Below are 20,630 nucleotides of genomic sequence, written 5' to 3'. Positions count from 1 at the left end.
CGTCTAGGGGTCAGGCAGTGACCGCGACGGGTGCGGACACCATGCCGCCCAGTCGCGCGGTGATGACGTCCTCGGCTTCTGAGACGATGCGGGAGATCAACTCCGCGCACGTCGGGATGTCGTCGATCAATCCCATCACGGTGCCCGCGGTCCAGATGCCCGCGTCGATGTCGCCGTCCTCGAACACCTTGCGACCGCGCACCCCGGCCACCAGATCCTTGACGTCCTCGAACTGGCCACCGCCCTTGAGGATCTCCACCACTTCCCGCGAGACCACGTTGCTCGCGACGCGGGCCGTGTTGTGCAGGCTGCGGAAGATCAATTCGGTGCCACGCTCGTCGCCGGCGACGATCGCATCCTTCACGTTCTGGTGAATGCAGGACTCGACCGTGCACATGAACCGCGTGCCCATGTTGACCCCGTCCGCACCCAGCGCCAACGCCGCCACCAGACCGCGAGCGTCCCCGAAGCCGCCCGAGGCGATCATCGGAATCTCGATTTGCTTGGCCGCCGCCGGAATCAGCACCAGCCCGGGCACGTCGTCCTCACCGGGATGACCGGCGCACTCGAACCCGTCGATGCTGATGCCGTCGACGCCGAGGCCTTGGGCCTTGACCGCGTGCCGCACCGAGGTGCACTTGTGCAGCACCTTGATCCCGTTGTCGTGGAACATCGGCAGGTGCGGCGCCGGGTTGGACCCGGCAGTCTCGACGATCTTGACGCCCTCGTCGACGATGACCTGGCTTGGGCCTTGACCGCGTGCCGCACCGAGGTGCACTTGTGCAGCACCTTGATCCCGTTGTCGTGGAACATCGGCAGGTGCGGCGCCGGGTTGGACCCGGCAGTCTCGACGATCTTGACGCCCTCGTCGACGATGACCTGGCGGTACTCGTCATACGGCGGCGGGGTGATCGACGGGAGAATGGTCAGGTTCACCCCGAACGGCTTGTCGGTCAGCTCCCGGGTCTTGGCGATCTCGCGTGCCAAGTCCGCCGGGGTGGGCTGCGTCAGCGCGGTGATGAACCCCAAACCGCCCGCATTGGCAACGGCAGCAACGAGTTCCGCGCGGCCGACCCATTGCATGCCACCCTGGGCGATCGGGTGCTCGACACCGAAGACCTCGGTGAACTTCGTCGTGATCGTCATCAGCTGCGCCCTCTGCTCTTCGCGCAAGCGCTCATCTCGGAGCCATCCGGATGGCCCCGTCCAACCGGATCACCTCTCCGTTGAGCATCGGGTTCTCCACGATGTGCTGCGCGAGCGCGCCGTACTCGTCGGGATCGCCGAGCCGCGCGGGATGCGGAACCTGCTGACCGAGCGAACGCTGAGCCTCCTCGGGCAGCGAACCCAGCAGCGGGGTCTTGAACAGACCGGGGGCGATGGTGCAGACCCGGATCAGTTCGCGGGACAGGTCGCGGGCGATCGGCAGGGTCATCCCGACCACACCACCCTTGGACGCCGAGTACGCGGCCTGACCGATCTGACCGTCGAATGCCGCCACCGACGCGGTGTTGACGATGACACCGCGCTCCTCACCCAGGGGTTCGGTCTTGGCGATCCGCTCGGCGGCCAACCGGATCACGTTGAAAGTGCCGATCAGGTTGACCTCGACGACCTTGCGGAATCCGTCGAGCGGGAACGGGCCGTTCTTGCTCACCGTCTTGACCGCGTTGCCGATGCCGGCGCAGTTGACGTTGATGCGCAGCGGACCCATCGACTCGGCGACGTCGAGCGCCTTGGCCACCGCGTCCTCGTCGGTGACGTTCGCGGCGACGAACTTGGCGCGCTCCCCCAGTTCGGCGACCACTTCCTCACCCTTGAGGTCGATGACCACGACACTGCCGCCGGCGTCCAGCAGTCGCTTGACGGTCGCCAGGCCCAAGCCCGACGCACCACCCGTGACGACCGCTACCGAATCCTTGATCTGCACTGATCGATTCCCTTCGTTGATTCAACCGACTGGTTGGTTGGGACTATACCCAGTCCCTCAGGACGGCGTCGGTGTCCGCACCCTTCTCGCCGGGCGGGGTGGGCGTCGGCGGCACGCTGCGGGAGAAGCGCGGCGCGGGTGCCGGCTCGAGGTTGTCGCCGTCCTGAAAGAAGGTTCCGCGTTCGGTGATGTGCGGCTCGGTCTCCACCTCGCCGAAGCTCAGGACGGGGGTGACACACGCGTCGGTGCCGTTGAACACCGACGCCCAGTGATCCCGATCGTGGCGCAGGAACGCCTCGGTGAACGTCGCCCGCAACTCCTCGGCGCGCGAGGCGTCGTGCTGGTTGGGCAGGTCGGCGTCGGCCAGCCCGAGCCCCTCGAGCAGCTGCGCGTAGAACTGCGGCTCGATCGCTCCGACGGCGACGTACTTGCCGTCGGCGGTTTCGTAGGTGTCGTAGAACGGCGCCCCGGTGTCGAGCATGTTGACGCCGCGTTCGTCGCTCCACATGCCGCCGGCTCGGAAGCTCCACATCATCTGCGCCAGCACGCTGGAGCCGTCGACCATCGCGGCGTCGACGACCTGGCCCTTGCCGGAGGTCTGCCGTTCCCACAGTGCGGAGAGGATGCCGACGATCAGGAACATCGACCCGCCGCCGAAGTCACCGGCGAGATTCAGGGGCGGCACGGGCCGCTCGCCCTTGCGGCCGATCGCGTGCAGCACGCCGTTGAGCGAGATGTAGTTGATGTCGTGGCCGGCCTGCTGCGCGCGCGGCCCGGTCTGACCCCAGCCCGTCATGCGGCCGTAGATCAGTCGTTCGTTGACCTTGGCGCAATCCTCCGGGCCGAGGCCGAGGCGTTCGGTCACCCCGGGGCGGTAGCCCTCGATCAGCACGTCGGCCTTCGCGATCAGCCGCAACACCAGTTCACGGCCGTCGTCGCTCTTCAGGTCGGCGGCGACCGAACGGCGGTTGCGAAGCATCGAGTCACGGCCGCCAACGGGCACCCCGCCACCCTTGCCCGGTCGTTCGACGCGCACCACGTCGGCGCCGAGATCGCCAAGGATCATCGCCGCATGCGGCCCCGGGCCGATGCCCGCGAGCTCGACGACCCTCAATCCGTGCAGTGGTCCAGTCATCGTTGACACCCTCCAGCAGTTCGACCCAGTTGACCGCGACATAGCTTACTTGTATAACCAAGTCGACCGATCGCGGGCCTCGCGCTCGCTCAACCAGAGGCGAGCATGACCAATCCCGAGTCCTACACCGGCATCGACGATCTCACCGTGAACCTGCACGACGGGGTCCTCGCGGTGACGCTCAACCGGCCCGACAGCCTCAACTCGCTGACGGCCGCCATGCTCGAAACCATCGCCGACACGATGGAGCGCGCGGCCACCGATCCGGCGGTGCGGGTCGTCCGCCTCGGCGGCGAGGGACGCGGCTTCAGCTCCGGCGCCGGCCTGAGCGTCGAGGATCAGTCCAACCCCATCGCCGACGGGGCCGACACGCTGGCGGCCGCCAACCGCGCCGTCCGCGCCATCGTCGCGCTGCCGAAGCCCGTGGTCTCCGTGGTGCAGGGCCCCGCCGCCGGAGTCGGAGTGTCGTTGGCGATCGCGGCCGACGTGGTCCTGGCCTCCGAAAAGGCCTACTTCCTGTTGGCGTTCACCAAGATTGGGCTCATGCCCGACGGCGGCGCCTCCGCTCTCGTTGCCGCCTCGATCGGCCGGGCCCGGGCGATGCGGATGGCGATGCTGGCCGAACGCCTTTCCGCCGCAGACGCTTTCGCCGCGGGTCTGGTGAGCTCGGTACATCACGCCGACGACTTGGAGGCCGAGGCGAACGCGGTGATCGAGAAGCTGAAGTCAGGGCCGGCGGTCGCTCTCCGCAAGACCAAGGCCGCCGTCAACGCCGCCACGCTGACCGAGCTCGAGGGTGCGCTCGACCGCGAGACCGAGGGGCAGTTGACACTGCTGTCGTCGCACGACTTCCGCGAGGGCGCCAGGGCGTTTCAGCAGCGCCGAGCGGCCACCTTCACCGACGACTGACGAGCGCCGCTCCGGGCGGGGACCCACTCACGAAGTCTCTATCACCGGCGATATCACCGCCTCAGCGATATCACCGGCGATAACGACTTTCAGACTGGGTGATGCCCGACCCCCAAGGACGAGCCGACGCGATAACCATTCGACTCGGCAGGGGTCGGTCGGCCACCATCATGTGCGTGAGTACGCACGTAGACCTCGACCAGCCGGGCACCGGTGGCTGGCGCGTGCTCGCACCGTTCCGGTTTCGTGAGTACCGCCTGCTGATCGGCGCACTGTCCATCTCAATCTTCGCCGAGGGCATGTGGGCCGTCGTGATGGCGATGCAGGTGATCGCCCTCGACAACGATCCCGCGTCGCTGTCCCTGGTGGCCACGTGCCTTGGCACCGGCCTGGTCGCGTTCGTCCTCATCGGCGGCATCGCGGCCGACCGACTCAACCAGCGCAGCATCATCATCGCCGTCGAGGCGGTCAACACCGCCGTCGTCCTGACCGCCGCCACGCTGAGTTCACTTGGGCTGCTGCGGATTTGGCAGATGGCCGTCGCCGCCGGCGCCCTCGGCATCGCCGCGGCGTTCTTCTTCCCGGCCTATAGCGCCATGCTGCCTCGGATCCTGCCGGCTGACCAGCTGCTGGCAGCCAACGGTGTCGAGGGCGTCGTGCGGCCGGTGTTCCAGCGCGCCGTCGGACCGGCGGTGGCAGGCGTCCTGGTCGGCGTGACGTTTCCCGCCCTTGGGGCGTTCACCGTGGCCGCACTCTTCGCGGTCGGCCTGATCCTGCTCGTCGCCACCCGGCCGCCCAAACCCGTTGCCACGAGCGGCGATCGGGAACGCACGCACGTGCTGCGCGATATGCGCGACGGGGTCCGCTTCATGGTGCGCACCCCGTGGCTGCTGTGGACGGTGCTGTTCGCCAGCGTGTTCGTGCTGGTCGTTCTCGGTCCGATCGAAGTGCTGCTGCCCTTCATTGCGCAGAACCGGTTCGCCGACGGCGCGCGGATGTACGGCTTCATCCTGGCTGCCTTCGGGATTGGCAGCGCGATCGGTGCGCTGGCGGTGTCGTCGGGCCGGCTGCCGCGCCGCTACCTGACGGTGATGATGGTGATGTGGGGTGCGGGCTCGCTGCCGCTGGTGATCGTCGGAGCGACGTCGTCGTTCCCGCTGATGGCGCTGGCGACGTTCGTCGTCGGCCTCACCGACGGTGCGGGCAGCGTGATCTGGGGAACCCTTCTGCAGCGGCGGGTGCCCAGGGAGATGCTGGGCCGGGTGTCGAGCCTGGACTTCTTCGTCTCGCTGGCGTTCATACCCGTGTCGTTCGCGATCGCGGGCCCGCTGTCGAAGGTGGTGCCGATGGAGACGATCTTCGTCGCCGCAGGCGTGGTACCGGTCGTACTCGCAGGGATCGCGATCGTGGCGGCCAAGATGCCCCGCGACGAGATCGAGAACCCGCTCGGATAGCTGCGTCAGACGCCGAACATCGGTGGCAGTGCGAGCACCATGACCAGACCCCAGAAGAAGTGGGTCAGCATGGGCGCGAGCACTCCGCCGGTGATTCGGCGTTCGTAGGCGCACACCGCGCCGAGGATGATGCCCGCGAAGCCCAGCATCGGGTTGCCAGCCGCCGACACCGCCAGCGCGTAGACGACGGTGGAGACGATCTCGGGATGGAACCGGCCGAGCGAGCTGTACAACGCCCCTCGGAAGAACATCTCCTCGGCGACACCGTTGATCACGGTGATCAGCACGACCAACCACAGCGAGCCGTAGTTGGCGTACTCCAGGACCGCGACGATGTACTCGCGCACCGGACCGATCTCACGGCACACCAACCCGCCGACGATGAACACCAAGCCAAGCGCTATGCCGACGCCCGCACCGGTGAAGACCGGGCGGCGGAGCTTGCCGCGGAACGTCACGCAGCCGAGGTGCAGCGGCCCCGACAGCCGGGCGCCGACGGCCCACACTCCCGCCAGGGCCAGCGTCAACACGTAGAACGCGGTCTCGCCCGGCGTCGTGCGCAACGAGGTCCCGAGCAGCGACGCGCCGATGACCAGCACGACGGCCACGACGACGCGGCGCCGTCGGACCAGGGTCGGCGGCTCGTCGTGAGGTGCGGCCGGTGTCGCCGCAATCGCACCGATGTCGGAGAAGAAACCGATCACGACAATCCCTTCGGGGCGAGTCCAATCACGGTGTCCAGGCCGGTTCGCACCCAGCCGGCGACGGGCCCGGGGATGGCGCAGAGCAAGCCGAGTGCGGGATGTGCGACCGACGGCGTGACCATCGACGCGAGGCTGCGGATTCGGCTGACGTCGCCGCCTGCCCAGTCGGGATCGGTGTCGGCGAGGTGGTGCGGATCGGCCAGTCGGTCGACGGGCCGTCGACGGTGACTCGACAGCGACAACCGGATCGAGTCCTCGATGCCGACCTGGCCGCCCGGCGGATCGGGCACCAACCCCGTCAGCCCGTCGTTGGACGCCGTCATCGGATAGTCAAGGGACTGAACGAGATCCGCGGCCAGCGCGTGCGGCACCGGGACGAACAGCGCGGCCACCTGCGACACCAAGTCCATGTTGACGTCGGGCACGGGCACCCCGCTGCGCCACAACCCGGATACCCGCGCGTAGGTGAGCAGCAGGTCGCCGTAGGTCGTGGTCTCAGGACCCTTGATGTCGTAGGACCCGGGCGGAACCCGCTCGGAGTCCGCCGCCGCGACGAGGTAGTACAGCACGTCGCTGATCGAGATCGGGTCAAGCGGATTGTTGGCCCACGGCGGCATGGGGATCAGCAGGAAGCGGTCCCCGACGGCGCGCAGCATCTCGAACGAGGTCGACCCGGCGCCGATGATGATGGCGGCGCCCAGCCACACCACCTCCGGACCGCCGTCGACGGTCAGCTCCTCGGCGACTTCGGCGCGGCCGGCAAGGTGCTCGGACAGACCGTCCCCCTCGGGCACGAAGCCGCCAAGGTAGACGATGCGCTTCACCCCAGCGTCCTTCGCGGCGTGCGCGAAGGTGGCGGCCGCGGCGTTGTCGGCCTCGCGGTAGCCGGGTTGGCCGATGCCGTGCACCAGGTAGTAGGCGACGTCGACCGGCCCGGCGACACCGAAGGCGCTGGCCGCAGACTCCGAGTCGGCGGCGTCGAGCATCACCGGTGTGACGTCGTCGATCCAACCGAAGTCCCCGAGGCGCTCGGGACTGCGGCTGGCCACGACCACCTCGTGCCCCTCGCCGAGCAGGGCGGCGACGAGTCGCGAACCGATGTAGCCGGTCGCCCCGGTGACGAGTGTGCGCATGGGTTTCACCGTAGGTAGGTACCCGCGCAAATGCTATTCCACCGCAGTGCGGTGGACGTCACTCAAATGCTCGTAGACCTGCGCGTTGAGGCGATTGTGTGCGACCTCGTCGGCGCTGAGCTCGCGCTTGACCTTGCCGGGCACGCCGGCGACCAACGAGCCGGGCGGGATTACCGCGCCCTGGCCGACCACCGCGCCCGCGGCGACCAGCGAGCCTGCGCCGATCCGGGCTCCGTTCAGGACCACCGCGCCCATCCCGATCAGGCAGCCGTCCTCGATGGTGCAGCCGTGCAGAACGGCGTTGTGGCCGACGCTGACCCCGGCGCCGATGGTGGCCGGAAACCCGGGGTCGACGTGGACCGTCACGTTGTCCTGCAGGTTGGAGCCCTCACCGATCTCGATCGGTTCGAACTCGGCCCGCAGGACCGCGCCGTACCAGATGCTCGCCTTCGGGCCCGCCGTCACGTGACCGACGACCGTGGCATTCGGCGCCACCCACGATTGCGGGTGCAGGTTCGGCGCATGGCCGTTGACGGTGAGGATCAGCGGCTTTGGCATGGCCGAAATCCTAGCCGCGGCGGTTCAGGCGCCCTGGAACACCTTGCGATAACTCGACGGTGACATCCCCAGCCCGCGGCGCAGCTGGTGGCGCAGATTGCCGCCGGTTCCCAGGCCGGCGAGGCGCGCGACCTCGTCGACTGTCAGGTCACCGGACTCCAGAAGCTCGCGGGCGTGGTCGACCCGCCGGTTGCGGATCCATGCTCCCGGCGCCTGACCGGTCTCTTCGCGGAAGCGGCGGTTGAAGGTGCGCGGGCTCATGTGGGCGTGCCTGGCCAGCTGCTCGACGGTCAGGTCCTCGCCGAGGTTCGCCAACGCCCACGCCCGCGTCGCCGCGGTGGCCGCGTCGTCCTGCACCGGCAGGTGCCGGTCGATGAACTGCGCCTGGCCACCCTCGCGCCACGGTGGCACGACGCAGTGCCGGGCCACGGCGTTGGCGACCTGCGCGCCGTGGTCGGAGCGAATCACGTGGAGGCACAGGTCGATTCCCGCCGCCAACCCGGCAGAGGTCAGCACGTCGCCGTCGTCGACGAAGAGGACGTTTTCGTCGAGGGCCACCTTCGGAAACAGGCGGCGCAGATCGGGGGCGTACTTCCAGTGCGTGGTGGCGCGCCGACCGTCGAGGAGTCCGGCCGCCGCCAAGACGAAGGCGCCTGTGCAGATGGACACCATGCGGGTCCCCGGCCGAATCGAGTCGAACGCGGCGCGCGCGGCAGGGGTCAAGACGCCGTGTTCGCGTGCCGAGGGGAACTTCGTGCCGGGGACGACGACGGTGTCGGCGGTCGCCAGCGCTTCCGGACCGGCGGCGGGAACCATGCCGAAGCCGTGGATCGACGCGACCGGGTCGGTGTCGAGGCCGCATACGACGACGTCGTATAGCGGTTGACCGTCGTCGTCGGCGGCCTCACCGAACAGCAGGGGCGCAATCGCCGCGTCGAAGCCGACGACGGGCGCGAGGAGCAGGACGGCGACGCGGTGCATCCTTCGAGTTTGGCACGTTCTTGACGAGTCGTGTCATTCATGCCACTGGCGGATTCTGTCGGTGGACGCCATCGTGTCCTGGTGACAATCGCCAAACCCGACGTCGAACGTGGACCCCGCCTGCATTGGGCCTGGGTGATCGCCGCGGTCAGCTTCGTCGCCATCCTGGGCGCCGCGGGCTTCCGTTCGGTGCCCGGCGTGATGATGAACCCGCTGCACCACGAGTTCGGCTGGTCGCACGGCACGGTCGGGTTGGCGATGTCGGTCAACATGACGCTGTTCGGGCTGACCGCCCCGTTCGCCGCCGCGCTGATGGACCGCTTCGGCGTCCGGCCGGTCCTGACGGTGGCCCTGCTCCTGGTCTCGGCGGGATCGGCGCTGTCGGTGACGATGACGACGAGTTGGCAGCTGGTGCTGCTGTGGGGCGTGCTGGTCGGCGTGGGAACCGGGTCCATCTCGATGGGCTTCGTGGCGACCGTCGCGACGCGCTGGTTCGAGCATCGGCGCGGCCTGGTCACCGGTGTCCTCACCGCGGCGAGTGCGACCGGGCAGCTGATCTTCCTGCCGGTCGTCGCCGAGGTGACCACCCGCCACGGTTGGCGGTGGGCGTCGATCATCGTGGCTGCCGCGGCACTGAGCGTCGTGCCTTTGGTGCTGGTCTTCATGAGGCACTACCCGCGCGACGTCGGGCTCCTTGCTTACGGGGCAACCGAGGACGTGCCTGCGGTCGTGCCGACGGGCAGCTTCCGCGCGGCGTTCGACGGATTGCGGATCGGGCTGCGGGTACCGGCATTCTGGCTGCTCGCCGGCAGCTTCGCCATCTGCGGAATGACGACGAACGGCCTCATCGGCACCCACTTCATCCCGGCCGCAAACGACCACGGCATGCCGACCACCGTGGCCGCCGGGCTGCTCGCGACGATCGGCATCCTCGACGTCGCGGGAACGATCTTCTCCGGGTGGCTGACCGACCGCGTGGATCCGCGACTGCTGCTCGTCGTCTACTACCTGGGCCGGGGCATCTCGCTGCTGCTCCTGCCGTCGCTGCTTTATCCGCACGCCGAGCCGAGCACGTGGGTGTTCGTCATCTTCTACGGGCTGGACTGGGTGGCGACGGTGCCGCCGACCATCGTGCTGTGTCGCCGCTACTTCGGGGCGCGCACACCGGTGGTATTCGGCTGGGTGTTCGCCTCCCACCAACTGGGGGCTGCAGTCGCCGCCGCGGGCGCCGGGTGGCTGCGCGATCTGCGGGGCGACTACGACCTGGCGTTCTACCTCGCTTCCGGGCTGTGTGCCGTGGCCGCACTACTTTGTCTCAGCGTGCGGAAACAGCAGGTCAGCACGGCTTCGGAGCCGGTCGCGCCGGACTCTGACTTTGCCGATTCGTGATCTGAGCCCTTACGCTTCGGTTGGCGTCGCCACGAGAGTCGGGCTCTAAGGCGGCGCGATCACACACGTCGAGGAGCCGAAATAGTGAAGACTCGCACCAGCCGAGCCATTGGAATGTCCGCCGCAGTCGCCGCGATCGCCGTGTCGTTGCCGTTGGCGATCAACGCGCAGGCAGATCCGCCGCCGACGGCGACCGCCGACGCCAAGCCCCTGCCGGACTGGCAGGGCAACTGCGATCCGGTCCGCGCCGAGCTGGCGCCGAGTGGTGCCACCAAGGAGAGCCTCGCCAAGCTCCCCGTCGGTCAGGTGCTCGCCGCGATCCCGTCGCTGAGCACCTTCACCTCGGCGGTCAACGGTGGACTGAACCCCGCCGTCAACGTCGTGCCCGTTCTGGAGAACGGCCCGTACGTGGTGTTCGCGCCGAACAACGACGCCTTCGCCAAGCTCGATCCCGCCGCGCTCGAGGCCATCAAGGCCGACCCGACCGCGCTGAGCAAGCTGGACTACTACCACGCGTTCCTCGGCCTGCTCGGCCCCGGTGACGTGGCCGGCCAGCGTCCCACTCAGGAGGGCGCCGAGGTCAAGGTCACCGGCAAGGACGGCGACATCAAGGTCAACGACACCGCCAAGGTGATCTGCGGTGGCATCCAGGCCGCCAACGCCAGGATCTACATCTTGGACACGGTCCTCGATCCGAACTCCCCGCCGGAGCCCGTCACCCCGACGACGTCGTTCAACGGCACGGGCAAGCCGCTGACCCCGACCAGCACCCCCACGTCGACCGAGGCAGCCGAACCGGCCCCCGCACCGGCCGCCGGCTGACCCCACCCGCTTGACGCGACTTCGGCGCGTTTCCGTTCACCATTGAACGGAAACGCGCCGAAGTTGTCTTGGGGTGGTTAGAGGCCGAGATCCTTGCCGATGATCTCCTTCATGATTTCCGTGGTGCCGCCGTAGATGGTCTGGATGCGGACGTCGACGTAGTCGCGGGCCACCTTGTACTCGTTCATGTAGCCGTAGCCACCGTGCAGTTGCACGCAGTGGTCGACGACGCGCTTGCCCAGCTCGGTGCACCACCACTTGGCCTTGGACGCCTCGACGGCCGTCAGCTCGCCGTCGACGATGGCCTGCAGGCACCTGTCGATGTACGACTCGGCGATCTCCAGCTCGGTGTCCATCTCGGCCATGACGAACTTGTTGTGCTGAAAGCTGCCGATCGGCTGACCAAAGGCCTTGCGGTCCTTGACGTATGCCAGCGTGTCGTTGAACGTTGCGCGGGCACCGGCGACACCGGCAATCGCGATCGACAGTCGCTCGGACGGCAAGTTGGTCATCAGGTGATAGAAGCCGCGACCCTCCTTGCCAAGCAGGTTCGCATTCGGAACGCGCACGTTCTCGAAGTTCAGCTCCGCCGTGTCCGCGAAGTGCTGACCCATCTTGTCGAGCTTGCGACCGCGGGTGAAGCCCTCCATGCCGCGTTCGACGACGAGCAGCGAGAAGCCCTTGTGACCGGCGTCGGGATCGGTCCGCGCTACCACGACGACGAGGTCGGAGTTGATGCCCGCGGAGATGAAGGTCTTGGAGCCGTTGAGGATCCAGTCGTCCCCGTCGCGAACCGCGGTGGTCTTGATGCCCGCCAGGTCGCTGCCCGCACCCGGCTCGGTCATGGCGACCGCACCGATGAGCTCACCGGTGATGTACCCCGGCAGCCACCGCTCCTGCTGTTCCTCGGTGGCGAGGTTGGCGAAGTACGGGCCGACGATGTCGTTCTGCAGGCTCAGGCCGGGCGACGGGAGGCCGTACTTGGTGAACTCCTCGACGATGACCGCGTTGAACCGGAAGTCGTCGACGCCACCGCCACCGAACTTCTCGGGCAGGTTGAACCCGATCAGCCCGTACTTGCCCGCGGCGACGTAGGCGTCCCTGTCGACGATGCGCTCGCTGTCCCACTTCTCGGCGTATGGCGCACATTCCTTCTCGAGGAACTGGCGTGCCGTCGCCCGCAACTGCTCGTGTTCTTCCTGGAAGATCAACCGCTTCATCGTGTTTCTCCTACTTTGCTTGCCATACGGGCTGTCTCTTCTCGGCGAATGCCAGTGGCCCTTCCCTGGCGTCCTGCGACCGCAAGACCGTGCCCATCTCGCGCATGGTCCTGGTCCAGCCGGCTTCGTCGCCGGTGATGACGCCGTCGTCGATCCCGGCGGCCACCCGCTTGGTCGCCCACACGGCGAGCGGAGCGTTGACGGTGATGCGCTCTGCGAGGGCAAGGGCGGCGTCGACGACGGTGCCGTCGGGTACCACCTGGTTGACCAGACCCCACTTCAGTGCGTCGGCGGCGGACATCGGCTCACCGGTGAACATCAGTTCCATCGCGACCTTGCGCGGCAGCTGCTCGACGATGCGGAACACCCCGCCCGCCGCTGCGATCAAGCCGCGCTTGACTTCTGGCAGACCGAACGTGGTGCGCTCCTCGGCGACGACGAGGTCACTGGCCAACGCCAGCTCGGTGCCGCCGCCGAGCGCGGTGCCGTTCACCGCGGCGATGACCGGCTTGTCGACGACGTGTTGCACGAACCCGGCGAACCCCCACTCGGCGTGCTCGGGGTGAAAGATGTTCTCCCGCCGCGAGATTGCCTTGAGATCGGCTCCGGCGCAGAACGACTGGCCGGCACCGGTGACGACGACCGCGCGGACGTCGGGGTCGTGCTGGGCCACGTGAAGCGCATCGCCGAGCCCGGTGCTGACGGCGGCGTTCACGGCGTTGCGCGCCTCGGGCCGGTTCAGCGTGACGAGCAGGACGTTCCCGCGCCGCTCAGAGAGAGTAGCGGGGACATCCGTCGCGCCTTCGCTCACAGCAGCTCGAGAATCGTCGCGTTGGCCTGGCCGCCACCTTCGCACATGGTCTGCAGGCCGTACTGAATTCCGTTGTCCCGCATGTGGTAGAGCATCGTCGTCATGATCCGCGCACCGGAACCGCCGAGGGGGTGACCAAGCGCGATGGCGCCGCCATTGGGGTTCAGCCGCTTCTCGTCGGCCCCAATGTCTTTGAGCCAGGCGAGCGGAACCGGCGCGAACGCCTCGTTCACCTCGAAGACGCCGATCTGGTCGACCGACAGGCCCGAGCGCTTGAGCGCCTTCTGCGTGGCCGGGATCGGGGCGGTGAGCATGATGACCGGGTCGGCGCCCGCCAGCACGGCGGTGTGCACCTTGGCCAGCGGTTTGAGGCCCAGTTCCTTGGCCTTCTCGGCCGACATGAACAGCAGCGCTGCCGAGCCGTCGGAGATCTGGGAAGCGTTGCCCGCGTGGATGACTCCGTCTTCCTTGAACGCCGGCTTGATTCCTGCCATCTTCTCGATGGTGCCGCCGCGCCGAATGCCCTCGTCCTTAAGGACGGTGTTCCCGTCCTGGTCCTTGATCGCCACGATCTGATCGTCGAACGCACCGGAATCCTGCGCGGTGGCCGCCTTTTCGTGTGATCCGAGGGAGAACTGGTCGAGTGCGGTGCGGTCGAAGCCCCACTGCTCGGCGATCATCTCGGCGCCGACGCCCTGGTTCGGGGTCTGGGTGTAGCGGGCGCGGAACGCATCGGGGTAGGGATGGCCGCCGTTGGCCAGCGAGGCGCCCATCGGGGTGCGCGACATCGACTCGACGCCGCCGGCGACGACGATGTCGTAGTGCCCTGCGACGACGCCCGCGGCGGCGAAGTGCACCGACTGCTGGCTGGACCCGCATTGCCGGTCGACGGTCACGCCGGGAACGGTCTCGGGCCAGCCGGCCGTCAGCACGGCGGTCCTGGCGATGTCGAGCGCCTGCTCGCCCGCCTGCATGACGCAGCCCCAGATGACGTCGTCGACGAGAGCCGGGTCGACCCCGGCCCGCTGGACCAGGCCGTTGAGGACCTGCGCCGACAGCTCACCGGGGTGAACGCCGGAGAGCCCGCCGTTGCGCTTTCCGACTGGTGATCGGACCGCTTCTACGATGACGGCTTCGGCCATGGACATCTCCTTTGACGTGGTGTGATCGAGCACTTCGCGCGATGATGCGATAGCTCCGAAGGTAGATGAGTAGGTTTACTAGGTCAACCTACTGGTTGGTGGACACGAGGTTGCGTCACCGAGTTGAATTTGCCCTACATGGTTTACTGAGTTGAACAACCGGCCGAATACAGCTCGGAGAACTCGTGGCTCGCAACACGCCTTTGGCACCCATGATGGGGCCAGACGCCGTCGCGCCGCGCGGCGGGACGACCATCCGCTCCCCCAAGACCGCCGAACTGGTCGCCGGGACGCTGCGTCGCATGGTGGTCGACGGCCAGCTCAAGGAGGGCGACTTCCTGCCCAACGAAGCCGAGCTGATGACGCACTTCGGCGTCAGCAGGCCGACGCTTCGCGAAGCGGTGCGGGTGCTCGAATCCGAACGACTGGTCGAGGTGCGACGCGGCTCGCGGACGGGTGCGCGGGTACGCGTGCCTGGCCCGGAGATCGTCGCGCGACCGGCCGGCCTGCTCCTCGAACTGTCGGGCGCGACCATCGCCGACGTGCTCGTCGCGAGGTCGGGCATCGAGCCACTGGCCGTGCGACTCCTCGCCGAGACTGCGTCAGCCGCCGCGCTCGACGAACTCGACGGCATGCTCGCCGAAGACATCCCCGCGGGCTGGCAGTCGGGGCGGTTGGCCGAGGCCACCGGCGAATTCCACCGTCGCATGGTCGAGCTCTCGGGCAACGCCACGCTGACCATCATCGCGGGAATGCTGCACGAGATCACCGTGCGCCACACGGCATTCGCCATCAAGGAGCTCCGCGAGGTCTCCAAGGCCGACTACGACAAGCTGACCCGGTCCTATCGGCGGCTGATGACGCTGCTGCGCGCGGGTGACGGAGCCGGCGCGGAGACCCACTGGCGCAGGCACCTCGACACCGCTCGAAACCTGTTGTTGCAGGGCCTCGAGGACGTCAAGGTCCGCGACGTCATGCAGTAGTGGACGCCGACCACGTCACCTGCACGGGAACGTCGTCGGCCCATGGCTGGCGCGTGACCATGTCGGCCACCCGTACGAAGCCGCGTTCGAATTCCCCCGTGGCCGCGTCGACCAGCCGGTAGGCCTGCCGCTGCTGATGAATGGGCTGGGCGTCGAGCAGCACCACCCGCACCTCACCCGGCTCGAATCCGCACCGCTCCTGCATCGCCGCGATGAGCTGCTCGTTGTGCATGTGCCCGTCGCCGAAGTTCCAGCCAATGGCGGTGCTGCACAACCGCTCCCCCTCGGTGACGACGTAGTCGGCCTCGTCGCCGTCGGCCATCGCCCGGTGCACCAGGGTGAACAGCGCCCGGCCGTGGGTGTTCATCGCCCGGAACGCGTATCCGGAGTGCAGCATGACGAGCGCCTGCTCCGGGCTGCCGTAGATGCGCTCCACCTGCGACTGCGGCATGCTCGCGATCGCGACCAGCCCGGCCTTGATCTTCTCCTCGGCAGAGGGCTTCATGCACCACTGGGTGGTGTCCCAGTTGCCGGCGTAATACCGCATGCCCGGCAGGAACGACACCTTGCGCGGGAACAGGTTTCCGATCACCACCGTGCCTGCGACGACGGCGAACAGCACGACGGGCAGCGGACTGGTGAGGTCGCCGAGGCCGATGTCCGCGTGGCCGACGAACAGCGCGAGCACGCTGAACATCATGAAGACGTTCCACTCCAGCGGCACGCCCATCGGGATCGCGGACAGGATGCCGAAGTGGAAGATCAGCATCACCGTCGCCGCGATGGCCGTCGGCCAGCCGCCGTGGGTGAAGAACAGGACCAGCGGCACCAGTCCCTCGACGGCGGTGCTGAAGTGGGCCACGATCCGCGAGATCCGCCCCGGCCGAAGGTCGTCGGGGAACCGTTCGAAGAAGGCCCGCTTGAACGCCTTGGTCCGCACCAGCGGGCTGTTGGACATCATCGTGGAGATGACGAACGGGAAGTGCTTGTTGAGCTTCGAGGTGGCCGCACCGATCCAGATGACCAGGCACACCAGCTTCGCGGCGATGATCATGTCCACGCCGCCGAAGAGGAACGCCACCGTGAACGACGCGTACACCTCGCCGCGGGCGGCCAGGAAGATCACCTTGTCGCGCAGGCCTGCTACGGCAAGCAGTCCGAGGATCGTCCAGATCTGCCACATGGGCAGCACCCCGACGGTGGTGTCGAGGACGGGGATCGGCCCGGTGCCGTTCGAGAAAAGGGCGACGACGAGCACGATCAGCAGCGCGCCGTAGAGCAGGGCGTCGAGCGGGGTGCGGGCCGTGCCGCGGGTCAGCGGGATGCGCGTCGGCCAGGGTGGCAGCCGGATCGTCCCCGGTCGCAGCCAGTACAGGATCGAGCCCATCGGCGGGAAGAACCGGTTGTTGAGCGGTCCGAATCCACACCCGAGGCCCACCACCTCGAACAGCATCGTGAACAGCACGACCTTCTGGAACACGATCGGCTCGTCGTACCAGGCGGTCACGTTGGTGAGCCCGTCGATTCCGGACGTGGCCACCGCGAACAACGCCCCGGCCAGCACGTACAGCACGATCTTGACGACGTAGAACAGGTGCAGCACCACCGGCGTGCCGAACCCCACCTCGGCCCAGTGACGGGCCAGCGGTCGGATTCTCTCCGCACGGGTGCCCTTGCTCCATTCGGCGAAGTCGACCACCGGTAGGTCGGGCTTGAGAAATCCCATGCCCGCCAGACTAGAACGTGTTCTAGATCCATCGGGCCGCTTTCCCCGGGCACGCGGCGTAAAGTTTGGACCCGTGAGTCCAAACGGTGCGGCGGTGACGGCGGATGCGGCCGTGCAGAGGCTCACTCCGAAGGGCCGTGCGACGCGGCAGCGGATCGTCGAGGGTGCGGCCGCCGAGATCCGGATCCGCGGCGCGGTCGCCACCACGCTCGAGGACGTCATGGCGCACACGGCAACGTCGAAGAGCCAGTTGTTCCACTACTTTCCCGGCGGCAAGGACCAACTGCTGCTCGCCGTCGCCGAGCTGGAGGCGGCGCGCGTGCTCAGCGACCAGCAGCCGCATCTCGGCCAACTCGTGTCGTGGGCGGCGTGGCAGCGGTGGCGCGACACCGTCGTCGAGCGCTACCGCAGGCAGGGTCAACTCTGCCCGCTGTCGACCGTCATGTCGGAGATCGGCCGCACGCCCGGCGCGCAGGCCGTCACGTCGACCCTGATCGACCGATGGCGTTCGGAGATCGAAGTGGGCGTGCGGGCCATGCAGGCGCAGGGCAAGATCGGCGCAGGCGTCGACCCGGCGCGCGCCGCCGCGGCGCTGCTGGCCGGCATCCAGGGCGGGGTGCTGGTGCTCATGAGCACCGGTGACCTCAGCTACCTCGAAGCGGCACTCGACGTCGGCATCGCCGCCCTGCGCGGTTAGCCTGCCGAGAGCGCCGCTTCCAGCCCGGCCACGTAGTCGTCGATGCCGTCGGGCCCACCCAGGGCCGACTCGGCGGCGTGCACGCCAATCGTCACGGTGTCGCCGACACCGACGACGACGTGGGTCAGACCCATCATCGGCGACAGCCCGGCGAAGGCGGTGGCCATCCTGACGGGTGCCCCGCCGAAGAAGAAGTCCGCGGCGCCGCAGTTCACGCTCGACACCACGGTGTTGCCCGTCACCGCGACGGGGCGGACGTCGGCGTCGAATTTTCCCATCCCCCAACGCAACAACTTCGCGGGCGTGGCGGCGAAGGCCAGATCGGCGGCACGCATCGCCGGGTGCGCGGCGCGCAACCGCCTGGCCGCGAGGTCGTCGGTGATTCTGGAAATTCGCTCCTGCGCCGCCAGATCGGGGTAGAGCCCCACGCCGACGTTGCCGAAGTGGTTGTAGGCCAGGCGCGGTGGCGGCTTGGTCATCGGCACCTCGGCACCGAGCGTCGACGGGTCGTCGCCGAGCGCCCGCAGTCGTGCGGCGAGCGCGGCCGACACCGCGGACAGGGTCGCCACCGTCACCGTCGCGCCGGCCAGCTCGGAGCGCGGCCGGACGACGGTGCGCAGGCTCCGCGGCCCGGCGGGTCGGTCGTTGGTGCGCAGCAGCGGGCGGAGCTCCGCCTGCGCCGGCACCACTCCGGCCTCGACGTCGGCCGTCAGCCTGCGGTGTGCCCTGGCGGCGCGAAACCCGGCCAGCGGCAAACTGATTGGGCCGTTCGCCGGCGGATGGATTTCGGGCACGTGCACCTCGGCCCTGCCGAACATCAGTGCCGCGTGTACCGACGTGCGCCCACCGCCACCAAGCGCATGCGAGATCTGCAGCACCGCAACGGTTCCTGTGCCTACCACGCCCGGCACCCCGTCGACGTCGGTGAACACGTGCACGCGCCACGCGGTCTGCGCGGCGTCCAGTTGCTCGTCGACCAGCGCACTTACCGCGGCCAGGCAGCCCGCCCAGGTCGGCTCGTCGAGGCCGTGCACCACGAACTGCGACCGGTCGACGTCGCGGTGCACCCAGGTCGGATACCCCCACGAGCCGTCGTCGGCGACGCGTACCGACAACTCGGGACTGGTGCGGGCGCGGGCGGCGAGGTCGTCGAGCGTCCGCTCCACGTCGGCGGGCCCTCCGTCGAATCCGAAGAGCAGGAAGGTGTCGTTCGGAATCTTGCCCGCCAGCCAGAAGGTCTGCGCGTCGATCGGCGTCAGCCGCTCCTGCGTCATGCGCCCAAGGCTAGGCTGCGGTCATGCTTCCAGTGGCAAGTGCCCACGGGGCCGTCCTCGTCACCGGCGCCTCATCCGGTATCGGCGCGGAACTGGCGAAGGAATTCGTCAGCCGGGGCCGCCACGTGGTGCTGGTCGCCCGGCGCGCCGACAAGCTGCAGGCCCTCGCCGCGTCGCTCGGCTCGGCCGCCGACGTGTTGGCCGCCGACCTCTCCAAGGCCGACGAGCGCGCCGCCCTTCCCGGCCGCGTCGCCGAGTTGGGACTTGTCGTCGACGTCCTGGTCAACAACGCCGGTCTCAGCACGTCCGGTCCGGTCGCGACGTCGGATCCGGCCGCCGAGCTCAACCTCGTCGAGGTCGACGTCGCCGCCGTCGTCGACCTGTGCAGCCGCTTCGTGCCGGGCATGGTGTCGCGCGGCAGGGGTGCGGTGCTCAACGTCGCGTCGGTCGGGGCGTTCGGGCCGCTGCCGGGGCAGGCCGCCTACGGCGCGGCCAAGGCGTTCGTGTTGTCCTACACCCAGGCCCTCGGCCAGGAGCTGAAGGGCACCGGCGTCATTGCAGCGGCACTGTGCCCCGGACCGGTGAAGACCGAGTTCGGCGCGGCCGCAGGCATTTCCGACGCGGACGCCGAGGCGGCGCTGCCGAAGGCGATGTGGGTGAGCGCGGCCGAGGTCGCGTCGACTGCGGTGGACGGATTGGCTTCCGGGGCGACGGTCATCGTCCCCGGCGTGTTCAACAGGGTTGGTGCCGCGGCATACAAGATTCTGCCGCGCCGGCTGCTACTGCCGATCCTGGCCCGCACCCACCCGGCGCTCAAGGAGCGCTAGTTTCCCGTTCCGATGAAGTCGACGATGCGGCGCGCCACGTCGTCGGGGCGGTCCAGTTGCATGAAGTGCCCTCCGCCGTCGACGATCTCGACCCGGCTGCCCGGCGGGAGTGAGGGTTCCACCCACCGCGTGTAGTCCGACGTGGCGCAGCCGTCGTCGGAGCCGTGCAGGTACAGGGTCGGCAGCCGAAGGGGTGACAGCCAGTGGTCGTGCAGATCGGCGTAGCGCGGCGGCGGCTTGCTGCCGCGGATGGTCGCCCGGTAGTAGCCGAGGGCGGCACGCCAGTTCTCGGGCGCACCAATCGCGTCGAGCACCAGTGCCACGTCCTCGTCGGCGGCATAGGACGGTGACCATTGCCGCCACAGCCGGGGCACCACCCACGACGCGGAACGTTCTGGGAGAAAGGGCAATTGGAAGTACATGATGTACCAGCTCCGCAGCAGCTGACGAGGGATCTGGGCGGCCAGCTTGCCAGCGTCGGGCACCTGACTGAACGGCCGGAAGCCCCCTGCGGGCGGCACCGACATGATGACGGCCTTGCGGAACGGGCTGTCGGGCATGGCCGCAAGGCCAGAACCCGCGATCGCCCCCCAGTCGTGTCCGACGAGGACGTCGCGACCGGTCGGGCCGGCCGCGTCGAGCACGCGGAGCGCGTCGTCCATCAGGGCACCGACGTGATAACTCCCGTCGGTCGACGTCGAGGACGGGGCGTACCCGCGCATGAACGGGGCGACGACCCGCCACCCCGCGTCGACGAGCTTGGGCGCCACCTTGCGCCAGCCGTGCGCGGTGTCGGGAAAGCCGTGGAGACACAAGGCAATCGGGGCGTCGTCCGGACCCCACGACAGTGCCCGCAGGTGCACGTCGGGGGTGGGGACGTCAAGCCAGCGCGGTTCAGTCATCTCGATCACCATAGAACGCCGCCACCGTGGAAC

Annotated in this window: 20 protein-coding genes and 1 pseudogene; 7 read left to right on the top strand and 14 right to left on the bottom strand. The window is 68.5% G+C overall.

Annotation, left to right across the window (positions count from 1 at the left end; translation table 11 throughout):
- Positions 1 to 10 precede the first annotated feature (10 nt).
- The 4 genes and pseudogenes from ASD37_RS32570 to ASD37_RS27685 form a co-directional block, all read right to left on the bottom strand.
- Positions 11 to 778, bottom strand: coding sequence for a nitronate monooxygenase family protein (locus ASD37_RS32570; protein WP_304438730.1), 768 nt, complete (start codon positions 776 to 778; stop codon positions 11 to 13).
- Positions 742 to 1,146 (bottom strand): annotated as a pseudogene (locus ASD37_RS32795) (NAD(P)H-dependent flavin oxidoreductase); the annotation flags it as partial. The gene ASD37_RS32570 and the pseudogene ASD37_RS32795, both read right to left, overlap by 37 nt.
- A 31-nt stretch (positions 1,147 to 1,177) precedes the next feature.
- The gene (locus ASD37_RS27690; protein WP_056559401.1) at positions 1,178 to 1,930 is read right to left on the bottom strand and encodes a 3-hydroxyacyl-CoA dehydrogenase; all 753 of its coding nucleotides are present in this window, start codon (positions 1,928 to 1,930) and stop codon (positions 1,178 to 1,180) included.
- Positions 1,931 to 1,973: 43 nt separating this feature from the next.
- Complete coding sequence (locus ASD37_RS27685; RefSeq protein WP_056559398.1) at positions 1,974 to 3,065, bottom strand: CaiB/BaiF CoA-transferase family protein; 1,092 nt, start codon at positions 3,063 to 3,065, stop codon at positions 1,974 to 1,976.
- Positions 3,066 to 3,170: 105 nt separating this feature from the next.
- Here ASD37_RS27685 and ASD37_RS27680 point away from each other — a divergent pair, with 105 nt between their 5' ends.
- Together ASD37_RS27680 and tet(V) are read left to right on the top strand one after the other, a co-directional pair.
- Entirely contained in the window at positions 3,171 to 3,974 is an 804-nt protein-coding gene (locus ASD37_RS27680) for an enoyl-CoA hydratase (protein WP_056559395.1), read from the top strand.
- A 176-nt stretch (positions 3,975 to 4,150) separates the two neighbouring features.
- A complete protein-coding gene (tet(V), locus tag ASD37_RS27675) occupies positions 4,151 to 5,428 on the top strand; it encodes a tetracycline efflux MFS transporter Tet(V) (RefSeq protein ID WP_056560023.1) in 1,278 nt (425 codons plus the stop codon).
- A 5-nt stretch (positions 5,429 to 5,433) separates the two neighbouring features.
- Here tet(V) and ASD37_RS27670 read toward each other — a convergent pair whose 3' ends face one another.
- From ASD37_RS27670 to ASD37_RS27655, 4 genes are read right to left on the bottom strand one after another with little or no spacing between them, the layout of a single operon-like run.
- Positions 5,434 to 6,129 (bottom strand): lysostaphin resistance A-like protein, encoded by a 696-nt coding sequence (locus ASD37_RS27670; protein WP_370073099.1) that lies wholly within the window; start codon positions 6,127 to 6,129, stop codon positions 5,434 to 5,436.
- Complete coding sequence (locus ASD37_RS27665; RefSeq protein ID WP_156721136.1) at positions 6,129 to 7,274, bottom strand: NAD(P)H-binding protein; 1,146 nt, start codon at positions 7,272 to 7,274, stop codon at positions 6,129 to 6,131. The genes ASD37_RS27670 and ASD37_RS27665 overlap by 1 nt, the downstream gene beginning before the upstream one ends.
- Before the next feature lie 24 nt (positions 7,275 to 7,298).
- Positions 7,299 to 7,823, bottom strand: a complete 525-nt coding sequence (locus ASD37_RS27660; RefSeq protein ID WP_056559386.1) for a gamma carbonic anhydrase family protein — start codon at positions 7,821 to 7,823, stop codon at positions 7,299 to 7,301.
- 24 nt (positions 7,824 to 7,847) lie between these two features.
- Positions 7,848 to 8,804, bottom strand: coding sequence for a GlxA family transcriptional regulator (locus tag ASD37_RS27655; RefSeq protein WP_056559383.1), 957 nt, complete (start codon positions 8,802 to 8,804; stop codon positions 7,848 to 7,850).
- A gap of 39 nt (positions 8,805 to 8,843) precedes the next feature.
- On the opposite strand from ASD37_RS27655, the gene ASD37_RS27650 reads away from it, so the two are divergent.
- The gene (locus ASD37_RS27650) at positions 8,844 to 10,193 is read left to right on the top strand and encodes an MFS transporter (protein ID WP_082570455.1); all 1,350 of its coding nucleotides are present in this window, start codon (positions 8,844 to 8,846) and stop codon (positions 10,191 to 10,193) included.
- Positions 10,194 to 10,277: 84 nt separating this feature from the next.
- The gene (locus ASD37_RS27645) at positions 10,278 to 11,015 is read left to right on the top strand and encodes a fasciclin domain-containing protein (protein WP_056559380.1); all 738 of its coding nucleotides are present in this window, start codon (positions 10,278 to 10,280) and stop codon (positions 11,013 to 11,015) included.
- A gap of 77 nt (positions 11,016 to 11,092) precedes the next feature.
- Here the strand turns inward: ASD37_RS27645 and ASD37_RS27640 are convergent, their stop codons facing one another.
- From ASD37_RS27640 to ASD37_RS27630, 3 genes are read right to left on the bottom strand one after another with little or no spacing between them, the layout of a single operon-like run.
- Positions 11,093 to 12,235, bottom strand: coding sequence for an acyl-CoA dehydrogenase family protein (locus ASD37_RS27640; protein ID WP_056559377.1), 1,143 nt, complete (start codon positions 12,233 to 12,235; stop codon positions 11,093 to 11,095).
- A 10-nt stretch (positions 12,236 to 12,245) separates the two neighbouring features.
- Positions 12,246 to 13,046: a crotonase/enoyl-CoA hydratase family protein gene (locus tag ASD37_RS27635; RefSeq protein ID WP_056559373.1), complete on the bottom strand. Its 801-nt coding sequence runs from the start codon at positions 13,044 to 13,046 to the stop codon at positions 12,246 to 12,248.
- The gene (locus ASD37_RS27630; protein ID WP_056560019.1) at positions 13,043 to 14,188 is read right to left on the bottom strand and encodes a thiolase family protein; all 1,146 of its coding nucleotides are present in this window, start codon (positions 14,186 to 14,188) and stop codon (positions 13,043 to 13,045) included. The genes ASD37_RS27635 and ASD37_RS27630 overlap by 4 nt, the downstream gene beginning before the upstream one ends.
- Positions 14,189 to 14,373: 185 nt before the next feature.
- Here ASD37_RS27630 and ASD37_RS27625 point away from each other — a divergent pair, with 185 nt between their 5' ends.
- On the top strand, positions 14,374 to 15,171 hold the full coding sequence (locus ASD37_RS27625; RefSeq protein WP_056559371.1) for a FadR/GntR family transcriptional regulator: 798 nt from the start codon (positions 14,374 to 14,376) through the stop codon (positions 15,169 to 15,171).
- Here ASD37_RS27625 and ASD37_RS27620 read toward each other — a convergent pair.
- On the bottom strand, positions 15,161 to 16,897 hold the full coding sequence (locus tag ASD37_RS27620; protein ID WP_056559368.1) for a DUF3556 domain-containing protein: 1,737 nt from the start codon (positions 16,895 to 16,897) through the stop codon (positions 15,161 to 15,163). The two genes, ASD37_RS27625 and ASD37_RS27620, sit on opposite strands and share 11 nt — an antisense overlap.
- Positions 16,898 to 16,970: 73 nt before the next feature.
- Between ASD37_RS27620 and ASD37_RS27615 the strand changes: the two genes are divergently transcribed.
- Positions 16,971 to 17,594, top strand: coding sequence for a TetR/AcrR family transcriptional regulator (locus ASD37_RS27615; RefSeq protein ID WP_235568573.1), 624 nt, complete (start codon positions 16,971 to 16,973; stop codon positions 17,592 to 17,594).
- Here ASD37_RS27615 and ASD37_RS27610 read toward each other — a convergent pair.
- The gene (locus ASD37_RS27610; RefSeq protein ID WP_056559365.1) at positions 17,591 to 18,868 is read right to left on the bottom strand and encodes a WS/DGAT domain-containing protein; all 1,278 of its coding nucleotides are present in this window, start codon (positions 18,866 to 18,868) and stop codon (positions 17,591 to 17,593) included. The two genes, ASD37_RS27615 and ASD37_RS27610, sit on opposite strands and share 4 nt — an antisense overlap.
- A gap of 23 nt (positions 18,869 to 18,891) precedes the next feature.
- On the opposite strand from ASD37_RS27610, the gene ASD37_RS27605 reads away from it, so the two are divergent.
- Complete coding sequence (locus tag ASD37_RS27605) at positions 18,892 to 19,695, top strand: SDR family oxidoreductase (protein ID WP_056559362.1); 804 nt, start codon at positions 18,892 to 18,894, stop codon at positions 19,693 to 19,695.
- Here ASD37_RS27605 and ASD37_RS27600 read toward each other — a convergent pair.
- The gene (locus tag ASD37_RS27600; protein WP_056560015.1) at positions 19,692 to 20,597 is read right to left on the bottom strand and encodes an alpha/beta fold hydrolase; all 906 of its coding nucleotides are present in this window, start codon (positions 20,595 to 20,597) and stop codon (positions 19,692 to 19,694) included. The two genes, ASD37_RS27605 and ASD37_RS27600, sit on opposite strands and share 4 nt — an antisense overlap.
- Between the last annotated feature and the right edge of the window lie 33 nt (positions 20,598 to 20,630).

The sequence above is a fragment of the Mycobacterium sp. Root135 genome (genome assembly GCF_001426545.1).
GTDB lineage: Bacteria > Actinomycetota > Actinomycetes > Mycobacteriales > Mycobacteriaceae > Mycobacterium.
Note: the sequence above shows the minus strand (reverse complement) of the source record. Positions and strands in the feature narration are given on the sequence as shown.

Excerpts from the sequence above, each read along its gene's own strand:
- ASD37_RS27620 (WP_056559368.1), bottom strand. The coding sequence starts at position 16,897 with ATGGGATTTCTCAAGCCCGACCTACCGGTGGTCGACTTCGCCGAATGG.
- ASD37_RS27650 (WP_082570455.1), top strand. The coding sequence starts at position 8,844 with ATGCCACTGGCGGATTCTGTCGGTGGACGCCATCGTGTCCTGGTGACA.
- ASD37_RS27610 (WP_056559365.1), bottom strand. The coding sequence starts at position 18,868 with ATGACGCAGGAGCGGCTGACGCCGATCGACGCGCAGACCTTCTGGCTG.
- ASD37_RS27630 (WP_056560019.1), bottom strand. The coding sequence starts at position 14,188 with ATGGCCGAAGCCGTCATCGTAGAAGCGGTCCGATCACCAGTCGGAAAG.
- ASD37_RS27600 (WP_056560015.1), bottom strand. The coding sequence starts at position 20,597 with ATGACTGAACCGCGCTGGCTTGACGTCCCCACCCCCGACGTGCACCTG.
- ASD37_RS27605 (WP_056559362.1), top strand. The coding sequence starts at position 18,892 with ATGCTTCCAGTGGCAAGTGCCCACGGGGCCGTCCTCGTCACCGGCGCC.
- ASD37_RS27685 (WP_056559398.1), bottom strand. The coding sequence starts at position 3,065 with ATGACTGGACCACTGCACGGATTGAGGGTCGTCGAGCTCGCGGGCATC.
- ASD37_RS27660 (WP_056559386.1), bottom strand. The coding sequence starts at position 7,823 with ATGCCAAAGCCGCTGATCCTCACCGTCAACGGCCATGCGCCGAACCTG.
- ASD37_RS27640 (WP_056559377.1), bottom strand. The coding sequence starts at position 12,235 with ATGAAGCGGTTGATCTTCCAGGAAGAACACGAGCAGTTGCGGGCGACG.
- ASD37_RS27680 (WP_056559395.1), top strand. The coding sequence starts at position 3,171 with ATGACCAATCCCGAGTCCTACACCGGCATCGACGATCTCACCGTGAAC.
- ASD37_RS27655 (WP_056559383.1), bottom strand. The coding sequence starts at position 8,804 with ATGCACCGCGTCGCCGTCCTGCTCCTCGCGCCCGTCGTCGGCTTCGAC.